This is a genomic window from Pontixanthobacter aestiaquae, from assembly GCF_009827455.1.
In the GTDB taxonomy this organism is placed as follows: Bacteria; Pseudomonadota; Alphaproteobacteria; order Sphingomonadales; family Sphingomonadaceae; genus Pontixanthobacter; species Pontixanthobacter aestiaquae.
In genome coordinates this window covers 1,598,232-1,614,034 of sequence record NZ_WTYZ01000001.1, presented here as the reverse complement: position 1 = coordinate 1,614,034, position 15,803 = coordinate 1,598,232, and the positions used below count along the sequence as shown (strand labels likewise).

The 15,803-nt window shown below is 56.7% G+C and carries 16 protein-coding genes and 3 tRNA genes; 13 read left to right on the top strand and 6 right to left on the bottom strand.

The window, feature by feature from the left end; genetic code table 11:
* Positions 1 to 11: 11 nt before the first annotated feature.
* Both secD and yajC read right to left on the bottom strand, forming a co-directional pair.
* Positions 12 to 1,610, bottom strand: coding sequence for a protein translocase subunit SecD (gene secD, locus GRI35_RS07685; protein ID WP_160613621.1), 1,599 nt, complete (start codon positions 1,608 to 1,610; stop codon positions 12 to 14).
* A 62-nt stretch (positions 1,611 to 1,672) separates the two neighbouring features.
* On the bottom strand, positions 1,673 to 1,996 hold the full coding sequence (yajC, locus tag GRI35_RS07680) for a preprotein translocase subunit YajC (RefSeq protein WP_160613620.1): 324 nt from the start codon (positions 1,994 to 1,996) through the stop codon (positions 1,673 to 1,675).
* Positions 1,997 to 2,228: 232 nt separating this feature from the next.
* On the opposite strand from yajC, the gene GRI35_RS07675 reads away from it, so the two are divergent.
* The 3 genes from GRI35_RS07675 (at position 2,229) to GRI35_RS07665 (ending at position 3,796) form a co-directional block, all read left to right on the top strand.
* Positions 2,229 to 2,305: transfer RNA gene (locus GRI35_RS07675), tRNA-Pro, on the top strand.
* 98 nt (positions 2,306 to 2,403) lie between these two features.
* Positions 2,404 to 3,309, top strand: coding sequence for an HpcH/HpaI aldolase/citrate lyase family protein (locus tag GRI35_RS07670; protein WP_160613619.1), 906 nt, complete (start codon positions 2,404 to 2,406; stop codon positions 3,307 to 3,309).
* Positions 3,310 to 3,382: 73 nt separating this feature from the next.
* Positions 3,383 to 3,796 (top strand): holin family protein, encoded by a 414-nt coding sequence (locus tag GRI35_RS07665; protein WP_160613618.1) that lies wholly within the window; start codon positions 3,383 to 3,385, stop codon positions 3,794 to 3,796.
* A gap of 55 nt (positions 3,797 to 3,851) precedes the next feature.
* Here GRI35_RS07665 and GRI35_RS07660 read toward each other — a convergent pair whose 3' ends face one another.
* A complete protein-coding gene (locus tag GRI35_RS07660) occupies positions 3,852 to 4,436 on the bottom strand; it encodes a hypothetical protein (RefSeq protein ID WP_160613617.1) in 585 nt (194 codons plus the stop codon).
* Between the two features lie 173 nt (positions 4,437 to 4,609).
* Between GRI35_RS07660 and aroQ the strand changes: the two genes are divergently transcribed.
* The 5 genes from aroQ to GRI35_RS07635 all read left to right on the top strand — a co-directional run bounded on the left by aroQ (position 4,610) and on the right by GRI35_RS07635 (position 8,196).
* Positions 4,610 to 5,056: a type II 3-dehydroquinate dehydratase gene (gene aroQ, locus GRI35_RS07655; protein WP_160613616.1), complete on the top strand. Its 447-nt coding sequence runs from the start codon at positions 4,610 to 4,612 to the stop codon at positions 5,054 to 5,056.
* A gap of 99 nt (positions 5,057 to 5,155) precedes the next feature.
* Positions 5,156 to 5,650, top strand: coding sequence for an acetyl-CoA carboxylase biotin carboxyl carrier protein (gene accB / locus GRI35_RS07650; RefSeq protein WP_235900160.1), 495 nt, complete (start codon positions 5,156 to 5,158; stop codon positions 5,648 to 5,650).
* Positions 5,651 to 5,657: 7 nt separating this feature from the next.
* The gene (gene accC, locus GRI35_RS07645) at positions 5,658 to 7,010 is read left to right on the top strand and encodes an acetyl-CoA carboxylase biotin carboxylase subunit (RefSeq protein WP_160613615.1); all 1,353 of its coding nucleotides are present in this window, start codon (positions 5,658 to 5,660) and stop codon (positions 7,008 to 7,010) included.
* A gap of 660 nt (positions 7,011 to 7,670) precedes the next feature.
* Positions 7,671 to 7,847, top strand: coding sequence for a hypothetical protein (locus GRI35_RS07640; protein WP_160613614.1), 177 nt, complete (start codon positions 7,671 to 7,673; stop codon positions 7,845 to 7,847).
* A 109-nt stretch (positions 7,848 to 7,956) separates the two neighbouring features.
* A complete protein-coding gene (locus GRI35_RS07635) occupies positions 7,957 to 8,196 on the top strand; it encodes a TIGR03643 family protein (RefSeq protein WP_290258746.1) in 240 nt (79 codons plus the stop codon).
* Positions 8,197 to 8,271: 75 nt separating this feature from the next.
* On the opposite strand, the gene GRI35_RS07630 is transcribed toward GRI35_RS07635, so the two are convergent.
* On the bottom strand, positions 8,272 to 8,628 hold the full coding sequence (locus GRI35_RS07630; protein WP_160613613.1) for a c-type cytochrome: 357 nt from the start codon (positions 8,626 to 8,628) through the stop codon (positions 8,272 to 8,274).
* Positions 8,629 to 8,632: 4 nt separating this feature from the next.
* Positions 8,633 to 9,097: an Lrp/AsnC family transcriptional regulator gene (locus tag GRI35_RS07625; protein ID WP_160613612.1), complete on the bottom strand. Its 465-nt coding sequence runs from the start codon at positions 9,095 to 9,097 to the stop codon at positions 8,633 to 8,635.
* A gap of 236 nt (positions 9,098 to 9,333) precedes the next feature.
* On the opposite strand from GRI35_RS07625, the gene GRI35_RS07620 reads away from it, so the two are divergent.
* The 5 genes from GRI35_RS07620 (at position 9,334) to GRI35_RS07600 (ending at position 13,442) form a co-directional block, all read left to right on the top strand.
* On the top strand, positions 9,334 to 11,058 hold the full coding sequence (locus tag GRI35_RS07620; protein WP_160613611.1) for a HAMP domain-containing histidine kinase: 1,725 nt from the start codon (positions 9,334 to 9,336) through the stop codon (positions 11,056 to 11,058).
* Positions 11,059 to 11,120: 62 nt separating this feature from the next.
* A complete protein-coding gene (locus GRI35_RS07615; RefSeq protein ID WP_160613610.1) occupies positions 11,121 to 12,107 on the top strand; it encodes a polysaccharide deacetylase family protein in 987 nt (328 codons plus the stop codon).
* Positions 12,108 to 12,216: 109 nt separating this feature from the next.
* Positions 12,217 to 12,290, top strand: a tRNA-Ile gene (locus tag GRI35_RS07610).
* Between the two features lie 54 nt (positions 12,291 to 12,344).
* Positions 12,345 to 12,421 (top strand) — tRNA-Pro (locus GRI35_RS07605).
* 136 nt (positions 12,422 to 12,557) lie between these two features.
* A complete protein-coding gene (locus tag GRI35_RS07600) occupies positions 12,558 to 13,442 on the top strand; it encodes a hypothetical protein (protein ID WP_160613609.1) in 885 nt (294 codons plus the stop codon).
* Positions 13,443 to 13,444: 2 nt separating this feature from the next.
* Here GRI35_RS07600 and hsdR read toward each other — a convergent pair whose 3' ends face one another.
* On the bottom strand, positions 13,445 to 15,799 hold the full coding sequence (gene hsdR / locus GRI35_RS07595; RefSeq protein WP_160613608.1) for an EcoAI/FtnUII family type I restriction enzme subunit R: 2,355 nt from the start codon (positions 15,797 to 15,799) through the stop codon (positions 13,445 to 13,447).
* Positions 15,800 to 15,803: the final 4 nt, after the last annotated feature.

Here is a 15,803-nt window from a genome sequence, read left to right as displayed (position 1 = left end):
CTTTGCTCCCCTTAAACGTTCAAATCTTGTGGCCGCGTCTTACGCAACCAGCCAGCGACCCACATGCGGGTCAGGGTAACGGCGGTGAACACGCTGGTGAACAGGCCGATGATCAAAACCACGGCGAAACCGCGGATCGGACCGGAGCCGAACAGGAACAGCAGCACGCCGGCAATGAAGTTGGTGATGTTGGCGTCATAAATCGCGCGGCTGGCTTCTTTATAGCCATTCTCGACCGCGGCAATGACACGCCGCCCTCGCCTTCGTTCCTCGCGTATGCGCTCGTTAATCAGCACGTTGGCATCGACCGCCGCACCAATAGTGAGAACAAAACCGGCAATGCCGGGCAAGGTCAGCGTCGTGTTGAGCGCCGCCATAATGCCGAGCAACATCATGACGTTGATGCCAAGCGCGGCCGTGGCATAGACACCGAAGCGGCCGTAGCTGGCAACCATCAGCGCGATAACAGCAACCGAACCGATCATCATCGCGATCATGCCGCGCTTGATCGAATCTGCGCCCAGATCGGGGCCAACGGTGCGCTCTTCCACAACCGTCAGATCGACCGGAAGCGCACCCGAACGCAGCGAAATTGCCAGCTGGTTGGCAGTGTCGGTGGTGAAGCTACCCGAGATCTGCGCGCTACCGCCACGGATGGGCTCGTTGATATTTGGCGCGGAAAGCACTTTACCATCGAGGATAATCGCAAATGGCTTGCCGACGTTCTGTTCGGTCAGCGAGGCAAATTTGCGTCCGCCTTCGGCATCGAATGTAATCGAAACAACTGCCTCATTGGTTTGAGGGTCAAAGCTCTGCTGGGCATTTGTAAGGTTGTCGCCCTTGATACCGCCAAGCCGCTTGACCGCCAGGAACTGCCCCTCTTGCGCCGAACCTTCGACATAAGGAAAAATTTGACTTCCCGGAGGCGCAACACCGGCCGCAACATTGCTTGGCAGCGCGTCGAGATCGACGAGCTTGAATTCAAGTTTGGCGGTCTGGCCGAGCAGCGCTTTAAGCTCGTCGGGGTCCTGCAAACCGGGAACCTGCACCACGATGCGGGTATCGCCTTGGCGGATAATGGTTGGCTCGCGCGTACCCAGCGCGTCGATACGTTTGCGAACAACTTCAGTGGCGCTGTCCATCGCCTGCGTCACGGCATTTTCCGCGCCATCATCGGTTTGCGACAGCACGAAGCGAGTCTCGTCGATAACTTGCAAATCCCATTCCTGGATCAGGCCGGTGCCGTTAATCAGCGGCAGCAATTCTTCGCGCGCGCGGTCAACATCGGCTGCGCTTTCGACCATGAAGCTAAGCTGGCCATCACGGGTCGAGACATCGCCAAACCGGATGCGCGGCTCTGCATCGTTCAGCACACCGCGAGCGGACTCTTCCATATTCTCGAGCCGCTGCGCCGCCACCTGCCCGGGATCGGCTTCGAGGAGAATGTGGCTACCGCCCGCAAGGTCGAGGCCAAGATTGACCGTCGGCTCCGGCAGTTGCTCGGGCCAGCTGACATTTGCGGCGGAGAAAATCGACGGAAGCGCCGCCGCAATCGCGAGCAGCGTGATCATCCACAGCCAAATCTTACGCCAACGAGGAAATTCAAGCATTTACCGCAACCCTGTCTCAATCAGCCTGCCACAGAAGAATTTCTGGCGGGCTTAGTCGCCAATCAATCGTTTGCAGCCGCTTTGCCAGCAGGCGGAATGATATCGCCGATCGTGTTCTTGACCGCTTTCACGCGGACACCCTGTGCCAGTTCAATATCGGCATAATCGTCATCCACTTTGATGACTTTGCCGATCAAACCGCCAGCAGTCACGACCTTGTCGTTCTTTTTGATCGCAGCGATCTTTTGCTGGTGTTCTTTTTGGCGGCGCATTTGCGGCCGGATAATCAGAAACCAGAAGATCAGGCCCATGCCGACGAGCGGAAGAAATTGTATCCAGGCCGGCGGCGCACCTGCGCCTGCAGCAGCAGAAAGTATATTGAGCATCGAGTGAACCTGTACCCTTTTAGAAGTCCCGAACCTTGAGGTAGCATCGATACGTGGCGTATCCGCGCTATCCCTCGGCAATAAGTGGGCGCGGTTAGCAGCATTGCAAGGACAGGGCAACGCGCGCGCGCTGTCATATGTGTGCGATTTGGGCGCAAACGGGGCACAAGTGTGGTTGCCTTACATCACACCCGCATCTATAGGCGCGCTCTCACCTGTTTGGGCCACTGATCGGGACGTAGCGCAGTCCGGTAGCGCACTACACTGGGGGTGTAGGGGTCGGAGGTTCGAATCCTCTCGTCCCGACCAGTGGCCCAAAACCCCGAAAATTGCCGGAACGACCCGCGCTTGGCCATTGCGAAGCGCCTGCGCGCGCCCTAATCCCGCGCGGATAGGAGAGTTTCGCGATGTCTACGCCTACCCCATTACCAACCTCATTTCGGGCTAGATCCTGGCTGTTCGCCCCCGGCGATAGCGAGAAGAAGATGGGTAAGGCCGCTGACGCCCAAGGCGAAGCGCGCGCAGATATCATCCTGCTCGATCTCGAAGATTCGGTGATGCCGGAAAACAAACCGGCGGCGCGCGAATTGGTGCGTGACTTTCTGGCGGGCCGCGGTGATCGCAATAGTCTGTGGGTGAGAATCAATCCGCTGTCGGGCGATGATGCGACCGACGATCTCTCGGCGGTCATGCCCTCCGCGCCGGGCGGATTGTTCTTGCCAAAGGCGGAGGGGCGCGCTGACATAGAGATGCTCGACACAATGCTGCGGCACCACGAAGCCGCAAATGGCATCGAAGTCGGTTCGACCAAAGTCGCCGCGCTGGTCACCGAAACCGCCAAAGCCATGTTCCACACCGGCGATTATGCGGGTGCACCGCGTTTGGTGGCGATGAGCTGGGGCGCAGAGGATTTGTCCTCGGCTCTTGGTGCGCGCGTGCAATTCCAGCCGAACGGCGCCTATATGCCGACTTACGAACTGGCGCGGAGCCTGTGCCTTCTCGGTGCCGCAGCGGCCGGCGTCGCGGCTATCGAAACGATCCAGTCCGATTTTCGTGATCTCGATGGTCTGCGTGAGAGGGCCTTGATGGTCCGCAGCCAGGGCTATCGCGGGATGCTCGCGATCCACCCTGCCCAAGTGCCGGTAATAAACGCAGCCTTTACGCCAAGCGCGGAGGAGTTGGACGAGGCCCGCGCTATCATCTCGGCCTTCGATGCCAATCCGGGCGCAGGAACCGTAGGGCTTAACGGGGCGATGCTGGACCGTCCGCATTTGGCGCTTGCGCAGGCATTGCTGGCCAGCGCTGACGAATAACGGTTAGAAAACTTTCCTACACAAACCAATTTGGTTAGCTGAATTGCGACTCATATTTGAATGGAGCGCAATAATGCCACTTCTCGACTCGCTAATCGGCCCCATCACGTCCATCATCGACAAGATTATTCCCGACAAAGAAGCGCGCGCCAAAGCGAAGCTGGAATTGCTCAAGCTCGAAGGCACGCACGAACTGCAATCGATCGAAGCGCGCCTCTCGGCCATTGTCGCAGAGGCCAATTCCAAAGACCCCTGGACCAGCCGCGCACGCCCCAGCTTTCTTTATGTGATGTATGTGCTGCTGCTGTGGGCGCTTCCGATGGGAATCCTGGCCGCATTTAATCCTTCGGCAGCAAAGGAGATCGGTGCCGGAATGAACGCCTATCTCGGCGGCCTGCCTGAACCGCTCTATGCACTGTTTGGTACCGGGTACCTAGGCTACACCGCTGCACGGCAGTGGGGTAAGGTTAAGGGAACGGATCGGTAGAGCGAGAATTTCAAATCGGGCGCAATGCTAGCGTCCGTTAACGATCCAGAACCGGTCATTCTGCTGCAAAGGGCGACGCCGTGCTCAGGGCATCCAATTGTGGCTGACAGGGTGGGAATGGGAGAGGTTGATCTAACGACCTAAATACCGAATTGAAATCAGGTTCTTCTGGGAAAAATCTCTCGATCTGATCAACTCCAGCCTCTGTCTTCCTTAGCCGCCAGACCAACTCATCAATGAGGAAGCAGCTGACTGTAGTGCGCGAGCTCTCGGCTTGTACTTTGCAGTTGAGACCTTCTCTAAGCTCAAAACTTACTCTCTCACCTTTGGGAAGAATGAAGAGAAGTCCAGCATCAAGGCAATGAAATTCATCAGTCGAACAATTGGTTATCCTACCCGTGCCGACGTGACCAAATATTTCAGGACCACCTTGGGTGACTGTCCCATAATCACCATTCTTAAAGTCGATCACGACCCTTCTGTTGTCCGTTTGATCTGACGAAACCGCATCGAACCGATACACAGCAGGTTCGATGCATTCCTTCTCTTCAAAATCGGCTACATTCTTCTCAACGTCAGTTGGTTGGCTACAGGCTAAAGCCGCGAACACGGCTAGTGTGGCAACGAAGCGAAGCTGCATAATAATGTACCTGTAGATCACCGGAGTAATGGGTCAACCAAGGTCCGCTTCCCACCCATTAGCAGACAAGCGACGAAGACGGGAGTCGCACAAGATTTACCCTTTGAACCCTGTTCCATGTGTTCCACCCATTCAGTCTTCCAGTCCTTAGCCTGAACCGCTAAGTCAGCCCAATGAACGTTCCTACAACCAACACCGTCTACGTCCTCAACGGCCCTAACCTCAATCTGCTCGGCACGCGGGAGCCCGATATTTATGGCTCTGAAACGCTCGATGATATTGCGGGCATGCTGGAAGATCGCGGGCGGGAGTTGGGCCTCGAAATCGACCTTCGCCAGTCGAATCACGAAGGGCATCTGGTCGACTGGCTGCATGAGGCACAGGCTGAGGGTGCGAAGGCCGTTTTGCTCAACGCGGCGGCCTTCACCCACACCTCCATCGCGCTGCTCGATGCCATTCGCGCAATCTCCACGCCAGTGATCGAAGTGCATCTTTCGGACCCGACAACGCGCGAGGAATTTCGGCATATTTCCTATGTCGCAATGGCTGCCAAGGAAACCGTGCAAGGCCTTGGCGCAAAAGGATATCTGGTCGCGCTGGACGCTGCGGCGCGGCTGTGATTCCGCGCATTGCAGGTGCAATCAGCCCTTGCCCTGACGGCGCTGGGCGAATAGGCGGAACGCTTACGCATATTCTGCTCACGCTAACATGAGGCATTTATGGCCGCCACAAAGGGCACTACCGGCAAAAACTCCGGTATGAATGTAGATACCAAGCTGGTTCGCGAACTGGCTGAAATGCTCGGGGATACCGGGCTTACCGAAATCGAAGTGAAAGATGGCGAGCGGAAAATCCGCGTCTCGCGCGGCGGCGGTGTTGCCGTGGCAGCTCCTGCTGCGGCTGCCCCCGCCGCTCCAACTGCTGCACCTGCCGCGGCTCCAGCACCATCCGCTGAACCGGCGGCACCTGCAGAAGACACTGCCGATGCGATGAAATCACCGATGGTCGGCACCGTCTATCTCTCGGCTGAACCGGGCGCAGCGCCATTCGTCACTGTTGGCGACAGTGTGAAGGAGGGCGACACGCTGGTGATCGTCGAAGCGATGAAAGTGATGAACCCGATTGCCGCCGACAAATCCGGTACGATCAAATCGATCCTGGTCGAGAATGCACAGCCGGTCGAATTCGGTCAGCCACTCGTCCTAATAGGCTGATCGCATCATGGGTATTTCCCGCATATTGATTGCCAATCGCGGCGAGATTGCGCTGCGGATCCACCGCGCCGCGCATGAAATGGGTATCGAGACCGTCGCGGTCCACTCGACCGCCGATGCAGAGGCGATGCATGTGCGCCTTGCCGATCACGCGGTTTGCATTGGCCCGCCATCGGCAACGGATAGCTATCTGAATACCGCCGCGATTATATCGGCGGCGGAGATTGCCCAGGCTGATGCGATTCACCCTGGCTACGGCTTCCTCTCCGAGAACCAGCAATTCGCGGAAATCGTCGAAGCGCATGACATTGCGTGGATCGGCCCCAAGCCCGAGCATATCGGCACGATGGGCGACAAGGTTGAAGCCAAACGGACAGCGGGCAAGCTGGGCCTGCCTCTCGTTCCCGGTTCCGACGGTGCGATCAGCGACGTTGGCGAGGCCAAGAAGATCGCGGCAGACATCGGCTATCCGGTAATCATCAAAGCTGCATCGGGCGGCGGCGGCCGCGGGATGAAAGTGTGCGAGAGCGAAGACAAGCTTGAATCGCTGATGCAGGCGGCGGGCAACGAAGCCAAAGCGGCTTTCGGCGACGCGACTGTCTATCTCGAGAAATATCTGGGCGATCCGCGCCACATCGAGTTTCAGGTGTTCGGCGATGGCAAAGGCAATGCGATCCATCTGGGCGAACGCGATTGCTCGTTACAACGCCGACACCAGAAAGTGTTCGAAGAAGCGCCCTCACCGGTTCTTTCTAGCGAAGAGCGTAACCGTATGGGTGATATTTGCGCCAAGGCGATGGCCGACATGAGCTATCGCGGTGCAGGCACGATCGAATTTCTGTGGGAAAATGGCGAGTTCTACTTCATCGAAATGAACACCCGCCTGCAGGTCGAGCATCCGGTGACCGAAATGATCACCGGCGTCGATCTGGTGCGGGAACAAATCCGCGTTGCCGATGGCAAGCCGTTATCGGTCAAGCAGGAAGAGGTCGCGTTTAACGGCCACGCGATCGAATGCCGGATCAATGCCGAGGATCCCTTCACATTTGCGCCATCACCCGGCGAAGTCACATCCTATCATGCAGCGGGCGGAATGCATGTGCGCGTCGATAGCGGGCTCTATGCCGGCTACAAGATCCCGCCCTATTACGACAGCATGATCGCCAAGCTGATTGTCTACGGCCGCAACCGCGAAGGCTGCATCATGCGCCTGCGCCGCGCGCTGGAGGAAATGGTCATCGAAGGCGTGAAGCACTCGGTTCCGCTGCATCAGGAACTGATCCGTCAGGACGATATCCTGAACGGTGATTACAGCATCAAATGGCTCGAGGAATATCTAGCGAAGCGCGAAAAAGGCTAGGCTTCTTCCGACGCCAATATTGTCGTGTTTCGCCAACTTTAGCAGCGCTTTGTCGGTTGTCGGATAGCGTAAACGTGCTTCACCCCCCGAAGCATCGAGTAACCTATGAGAATTCCCGATGATCAAAGCCGCTCACTCATGTCTGATCCTAGCCGCGCTTTCCGTGATCGCCACCCCTCTCGCTGAGCAGCGAAAAATGCCTGCGGAACCGGCAGAAAGCGAGGCTACCGCCAAGACAGATCGTGCCCTGCTCTGGCACTAGAAGACCGACATACGCTACCGCTTCTCGTTTGGTGCCCCGTCACGCGATCTCGCGTCGATCCGGCATCTCAAAGCCAATTTCGATTGGTATGCAATATCCGACGATCTGTCCGAGAAATCGGGCATGTTCAACAGCTACCACATGTATATCGGCGTCACCAACGAAGGGCGCCATGAGGGCATTATCTATGATGTTAGCGTAGCCGGTGCAGTCAAATCGGACATCGCTGTCGGGTTGTTAAACAAGATCAGCGGCCTTACCCTTTTGCAGAAGAGGGTGAGGCTTTACTGGTCAATTTGAGCGATGTCCAAAGCGCCGCAATTCCCAGCAAGAAAGATCCCTCGAAGACTGACACCGTACACTTTCGCACATTCCAATTTCCGCAGAAGTCGTACCGAATGATGAATGCGCTACCTGAAGACAATCGTATGCGCTTCCTATATCGCAAACCTGACGGCAAAATCGGAAATTTCGGTTATCACTCATCCGTTCGCGACGACGACAATATTTGTGCCTATACAATCGGTTACGCCAAAGAGTTGAGCCAAGTCGCAGTCAAGCAAGCCGGGCAATAGTCTAGCAATGCATCGGGAATTGGGTTCGGCAGATGGCTAGAGGAATGGTAGGCGGAACGTGAGGTCTGGCCAATCGTTACTGACCTGAATTGGAAAAAGGTCAGGATCAGTGCAGCAGCCGGAACTCAACGAAGCCGATGTCAGCGCTGTCATCGAAATGGCGCTAAGCGATCATGTCAGCTTCGCCGATATCGAACGCGAATACGGCCTGTCAGACAGCCAGACCAAGCAATTGATGCGCAGCTCGCTCAAGCCTTCAAGCTATCGCAACTGGCGCAAACGCGTGCGAGAATTCAGCGACCGGCGCGAGCATTATAAGGAGCGAAATCGCGCCTCGGCTTCTTGCTGACAAATCTGACAGCCATACCGTTCATGGGGAGTGGACGTGCAGGACCCCTCTCAGTTTCTGGGACAGCGGGTCGTCCTAAGGCTCACGCAAAGTCAGGATGTAAGCGCTGATCTTGTCAGCATCCTCATCCGAGAGCTCCAAATTCATCTGGTTCGGGAAATTGTAGGAATCGTGAAGGAAGTTGCCGAGTGTCTGGCGCGTCAGCCCCTCCCGATTGGCGATCGAGACAAAGTCGGGCGCTTCTGCATTGGGAGAAATCTCTCCGTCTGCGACAGCATGGCAGCCTGAACAAAGAGTAACGGCAAGATGCTCGCCTTGCGTTTCCATGCCTGAGGCTTCGACTTTGGAGTCCGTAGCACCATTTTCAACAGGAGTTTGGCAGGCTGCAAGCGCAACAGAAAAACCGATGGCAATACTCGCTTTAATTCGCATTATCTTACTCCAGCGGCACACCCGGCTCATGTTTGGCCGTGCGGATCGTCAGGCTTGTCTTCACACTCTCGACATTGGGGGCTGGCGTTAGCTTGCTGGTCAGGAATTCCTGAAAACTCTGCAGATCGCGGCTGACGATTTTCAGGATAAAGTCGATTTCGCCGTTAAGCATATGCACTTCGCGCACTTCAGGCAGCGCGTTCATATGGTCTTCGAACTCTCTCAACGCGCTTTCTGCCTGACTTTTGAGACTGACCATCGCAAATACGGTGATAGCGAAACCGAGCTGCGAGGCGTCAAGCTCTGCATGGTAACCACGAATGACCCCCTGCTCCTCCAACGCGCGGACGCGGCGCAGGCAAGGCGGCGCAGTCAGGCCTACGCGCTCTGCCAAATCGACATTGGTGACGCGCCCTTCATCCTGCAATTCTGCAAGCAAACGCCGGTCAATTTCGTCCAGATTGGCCATCTATTAAGCCCCTATTCTTCTGCGCGACTGCAATAATGCGAGCACGCGTAATGATTGCCGCTTCGTCAAGCGCTTACGGCTAATATTATTGTTTCTGCCAGCAATTGTCCCGCTTTGCAACGTCCCCTCGCTGGCCTGTTCCTTACCCAATTGAATCGGCTAGACCCCAAGCTGCCCCGGAGTGTTTTCGGGCCATTGACGATTCACGCGCCCCCGCCGGAGACAGACAGACTGCCATGCATTTCGATGACCGCCTTGCCACCGTGTTGCGCCACCGCGCAGCCGGCGAGCGTGCTGCACGAACGCAGTTCCGGCAATTGCTCGACCTGCTCGGCAGCAAGCCGAAACCGCGCGACGGAGAGCGTGACGAAAGCCTGCTAGCCGCCGCATGGCTGCGGCTGGGCGCGCTCGGCGAGGCCATTCCGGCAGACGAACGCGCGGCGATGATCCGCGATCCGGGACTGCGTTTTCGTAGCGCCGAACTGGCCGCGCATCTGGCAGAGGACGAGCCAGAGGTTGCGGCAGCAGCGCTTGGCCGCGCCGATCTCACGCAGGATGATTGGGATGCACTTGTCCCGCGCCTGCCTGTTAGAGCGCGCGGCTTCCTGCGCCTGCGACGGGATTTGCCCGAAGCGACCAAGAACACACTTGAACGGCTCGGCATCCACGACCGCGGTCTGCCTGTGCCGGACAAGGGCAATGATGTGGCTGAGGAGCCTAGGGCAGAGGCTACACCTGCTCCGCCACCAGCTGAAAAAACGCCCCTGCCAGCGCCTGAACCAGCCAATGATGTGCTGGCCCAGGAAGAGGCGCTGCGGGATAGCGCCGATGAAACCGCGATCGGCGCACTGGTCAAACGGATCGAGGAATTCCGCAAGGCGCGCAGCGACCACCGCGAAACCGCTGACGCTCCGCGTCTGCCGCTGGGCGAAAAAATTGAGAGCGGCCACGCTGCGCTGCAAGCCTTCGCATTTACAGCCGACTCAACGGGCAAGGTCGAATGGGCGGATCGTGAAGTGGCGCCGATGATGATCGGGATGATCCTCGACAAGCACGTCGCGGGCACCGCCTTGCGCTACCGTCAACCGATCCAGAAGCGCCAGATGACGCTGTACGGCGCGCCGCTGATAGCCGGCGAGTGGGTCGTCGATGCCCGTCCTCGCTTTACGAAGCCTGACGGGCGCTTCTTTGGTTATGCGGGCATGTTCCGCCGCGCAGATCAGACCGACAATTCTGGCGAGGAACAGCAGGAGTCCAGCGAAGCAGATCATCTTCGCCAATTGCTCCACGAACTGCGCACACCGGTGAACGCGATCCAGGGCTTCTCCGAAGTCATCCAGCAGCAATTGTTTGGGCCAACACCGCATGAATATCGCGCATTGGCTGCGAATATTGCCGGTGACAGCGCGCGGATGCTGGCCGGTTTCGACGAGTTAGACCGGCTTGCACGGCTGGAAACCGGCGCGCTCGATATGACCGCCGGCCAGTGCGACCTCGGCACGATAGTCGGACAGCAACTCATGCAATTGCAGGGTGTGCTCAAGCCTCGCACGGCTTCATTCGAACCGACGCTGTCCGAAATGCCGCCCGTTGCCCTGGACGCACAGGAAGCCGAAGCATTGGCATGGCGCCTGCTCGCGACGCTGGTCGGCACGATTGGCGCAGGCGAAAACATACAGATCGAGCTGGCAGAGCAGGATGGAGCCGCGCGCCTGTGCTGCGAACTTCCCGTATCGCTGGTCTCGGAAACCGATATCTTCGCCGCAACCGGCAAACCGCAAGGCGGCGCAATCAGTGCGGGCATGTTTGGCGCGGGCTTCTCGCTCCGTCTGGCCCGGGCGGAGGCACGCGCGGCCGGCGGCGATCTAACGCGTGTGGATGATTGGCTGCTGCTCACCCTGCCGCTCTTGACCGCGCCTCTGGCCGAACCTAGCCACACAGGCTCTGATAACGCAGCCTAGGGCACCCAGCGCCGCCTAGCGACTGTATCTGAGCAGGGGAGTACCGGCTATTGTCCCGGTCCATGATCGAACCGCCCGTAAAGGGGTCTGAAGCCAAATTCGCGCCGTCCTTTGGCCAGCGTTCGCTTCTGACCGTCGATACCGAAGAGGAATTCGACTGGGACGGCCCATTCAGCGCCAGCGGACACGGGCTCGATCACGTCCCTCGCCTGCGTAAGTTTCAGGAATTCTGTGAAGGGATCGGCGTCAGTCCGGTCTATCTGATCGACTGGCCCATCGCGACATCGAGAGGGGCCATGGAAATCCTCCGCGAGCCGCTTGCGCAGGGCAAAGCGGAAGTCGGCATTCAACTGCACCCGTGGGTCAACCCTCCGTTCGATGAAGAGGTTAACCCGCATAACAGCTATTCCGGCAATTTGCCGCCCGAGCTGGAGGAAAAGAAGTTCCGTAATCTGCGCGATGAGATCGAAAAGAATTACGGCGTTGCCCCGCAGATTTACCGCGCAGGCCGCTATGGGCTCGGCCCGGAAACCAGCCGGATCATGAAGGACGCGGGAGTCCCCATCGACAGTTCGGTGCGGGCAAATTTCGATTACACGCCCGGCGGCGGTCCCGATTACAGCAAACACCCCCTCGATCCGTATTGGGTTGATGAGGAAAAGCAGCTGCTCGAATTGCCTCTCACCACAATCTATTGGGGGATGCTGCGCAAGCAAGGTCGCGCGCTGTATCCCGCTCTTGCCCGCGTACCGAAGATGCGAGGGTTGGCATCCAAGCTGGGGTTGCTCGAGCGTATCTCGCTAACGCCGGAGGGCGTAACAGCCGAAGAGGCACTGCGCGGGATCGATATCGCGATTGATGATCAACTGCCTTTGCTGGTCCTGTCATTCCACAGCCCCTCGCTTGCGCCCGGCTACACGCCCTATGTGCACACGGAAGACGATCTGGACGGGCTGTATGATTGGTGGCGGCGGATATACACCTATCTTGATATGCGCGGTGTGCGGCCAACGACGGTGAAGCAAATCATGCAATCGGTCGAAATCTGACCAATATTTTGCATTTGCAGCAAACTGCCGCTTGCAAGCTGCGAGAGACGCCGCTAGGCGCTTGCCGCTGCTCAGCATTCGCTGCACAGCAACCGCTAAGGCATCCTACGGGCCTGTAGCTCAGTTGGTTAGAGCTGGCCGCTCATAACGGCTAGGTCGGGGGTTCGAGTCCCTCCGGGCCCACCGGATGCCAAACGAGCAAACACCCTTTGCCGTGAGCGGTACGTATGATCGAGTCGGGGAGTGGCGCAGCCTGGTAGCGCACCTGTTTTGGGTACAGGGGGTCGCAGGTTCAAATCCTGTCTCCCCGACCATCATATTCAATAACTTAGCCAAAAACACATTCACCCCGTTAGGGGCTAGGTAAGCACGGAGTAAGCACCGGCATCGACGTGGTAGCGCTTGCGAAGTAAGCCATGACAGCTACGTTCAATTCCGCAAAGGATTACGATGAGACAGTTGCTTAGTTCGCTTAAGGAAGGCTCTATTTGGTTTGCCGCGATCCTCACAACGATCATAGCGGTACTTTTTGTGTTTGGACTCCTAGTCAACGATGAATATGCGAATCGCGGCTCACAAACTATGGTGCTACAACAGGTTGAGGGGACGACCGAGCCATACGAAGTAACCTTGCTTTTGCATCGCTATTTGCGTGAAGAAAACGCGGTTGAGGTTTCTCTGACCGTCGAGGCCAGACAAGAGCTTCCAGAAAGCGTCAGCGCGTCTAAAAAGTGCCTTTCATTGGATGTCCATGAAAGAAGTCCCGACCAGTTATTCTATCCCCAACAGGTGGCATTTGAGTGTAAAAAAGTCGGTGGACGTACGTTTTATGGCGGGCAGTCTAAACGGTTTTCAATACCCGCTCATCAAAGCGTTGCACCATTCCCCTTTGACGACATCGAAATTGTGCCAGCCGCCTTTCTGGCTACGCCAGAAAACAATCCAACAATAAAGTATCAGGTCGTAAAGCTCTTCCCTGATCGGACCATGAGATTGACTGGCAACGAATTGAATTGGGAGGTTACCTTGGAACGATCTGTCGTCGAACAAACGACGATAGCCGTTAGCGCCTTGCTGTTCATATTTCTTGCGGCACTAGTTGCTGTGAGGCTGGTTATGACAGCCGCCCCAATAAGCGGCACACAAGACCTTCTTACACTGGCAGGTTACATTATCGCCGCAGTTGGATTTCGCGATATGTTGGGATTGGCCAAATCTCCAAGTTCAACTGGATTTGAGCTAGTCGTTTTTGTGTTGCCCTTGTGCCTTTTAACAGGCGTGATGGTTTGGCGAAATCTGTCAGACTGGAAATCTAAACGACAGAATGAGCCTTAAGCTCAACTCTGGGTACCTTTATAAAGCCCGCGCTGGAATCCTACGAAGTTGGTGCGGATATCTTTTACACTGCCCAGCCGTTCCGCTGCATCGTGTGTGCTGCCGTACTTGAGGGTCAGCAAGCCTTTCAGATTGTCGGTATCGAGCTGCTCTACACCTTCTGCAACATAATGTGACAGAACGAAGTCGAGGAATTCCTGTGTCTTCGGATCGTACTGCGAGAGTATGTCCCCACGCCTGCCTTTAACACGCTCTGTGCGGGTCGTGGGCGGCCTAGCGTAAGCGATGTAGGCCAGCACATCGAACAAGTCGCTATCCTCGCCCTTGGTTAACTTGCGGATTTCGTCCAGTTGCTCGCCACTAAACCCACGTTCGGCCAGTCCTTCGATCAGCCCCCTGCGTGTTGTTGGATCACTCCAGATTTCGCGAAGCTCGGTTTCATCCTTAAACAGATCAGGTAGCTGGCCGAATAGCGTCTCAATAAACTGGGCAACCGAAAGCGGTGTGCCATCCGGCCCCATAAACATAGTCGCTTCAATGTGCTGGAATGTTCGCTCTTTGCCATCTGCCAGCTTGATCTTGAGCTTTTGCGGTCTGTTAGACTCGCCACCACCCTCTTGGCCTCCTTGACCGCATTCAGTGCCTGTCTCGCCACTGCCCTCACCTGTTTCGGTACCAGACTCTGCGCCAGTCACCGGATCGATTGGATCGCCGTCCCAATCAGGGTCTTGGAAATGGTGATGGGCTTTGACGAAATCCAGAATCGTGAAGTAGTCTTTGCCATCGTAGAGACGCGTCCCACGCCCGATAATCTGCTTGAATTCGATCATTGAATTGATGGGCCGCATCAACACGATATTGCGAACGTTCCGCGCATCCACACCAGTCGATAGCTTTTGCGAGGTTGTTAGTATGGTTGGGACGGTTTTTTCATTGTCCTGAAACTGCCGAAGGTGTTGCTCGCCCAGCGCGCCGTCATTGGCCGTCACACGCACGCAGTAGTTAGGATCAGTGCTTTGCTTGTTCTGGTTGATGATATCGCGGACTAGAGCCGCATGATCCTGCGTCGCGCAGAAAACCAGTGTTTTATCTTGCGGTCTGGTTTTCGACATGAAGGTGCGGACGCGATATTCTTCTCGCTGCCGGATTTCGATGCTGCGGTTAAAGTCGCTTTCGACGTAGCGTTTCCCTTCTTCGACTTCGCCCTCCAACACGTCGTCATCAGGCGTGTAGAGATACTCGTCGATAGTGGTGGCGAGCTGGACTACTTTGAACGGCGTCAGGTAGCCGTCATTGATGCCCTCTTTTAGCGAGTAGGAATAAACCGGCTCGCCGAAATAGGCGTAGGTATCCACGTTGTTGTCGCGCTTGGGAGTGGCAGTCAGACCAATTTGCACCGCTGGGCTGAAATGGTCGAGAATTGCACGCCACGTGCTTTCATCATTCGCGCCTCCTCGATGACATTCGTCGACCACGATACAGTCAAAGAAATCGGGCGGATACTCTCCAAAATATGGGTCCGGCTGGCCAGCCGCATCCGTACCGGACATGAAGGTCTGGAAAATCGTGAAGAAAATACTGGCGTTCTTTGGCACTCTCCCCTTCTTGCGAATATCGGCTGGCTCAACCCGCGACAATGCATCCTCAGGGAAGGCAGAGAAGCTGTTGTAAGCTTGATTAGCCAGAATGTTACGGTCGGCTAAGAATAGGATACGCGGGCGACGTGTAGGCTCGCCTTCGCACTTCCAGTCCCCAAGATTCCAGCGAGAGTGGAAAAGCTTCCAAGCAATCTGAAATGCAATGGCGGTTTTGCCTGTGCCGGTCGCGAGCGTCAGCAATACGCGGTCGTCGCCCTTTGCGATAGCGTCCAGCGCAGCTTCAATGGCGTTGTCCTGATAATAGCGTGGCTCAAATGTGCCGCCACGAGTTTCATAAGGAACAGCGGCGAAACGGTCGCGCCATGCGTTTTCCTCTGCAAAGGTCGCGTCCCACATTTCCTCCGGCGTAGGGTAGCGGTCAACATAGCCTTCCTTGCCGGTTTCCATGTCGATCCGGTAAATGCGACGACCGTTGGTGGAGAAGGCAAAACGGGTCTTTAACGAAGTGGCGTCGCGTTTGGCTTGGCCAACACCTTCGGTATCGGAAAGGTCGCGCTTTTTGGCTTCGATGACCGCCAGCTTGCGGTTGCGATAAGTTAGCACATAGTCGGCAATGCTGGGCTTTGCCCGCTTGCCGCTACCCTGCAATCGCCCCGGAGCAATAGTTTCGCGCCGTACGCGACTTTCCGCCACTTCGCCCCAACCTGCTAGTTTGAGGGCAGGATCGATAAGCTCGGCGCGGGTTTCCGCTTCGTTCATGTAG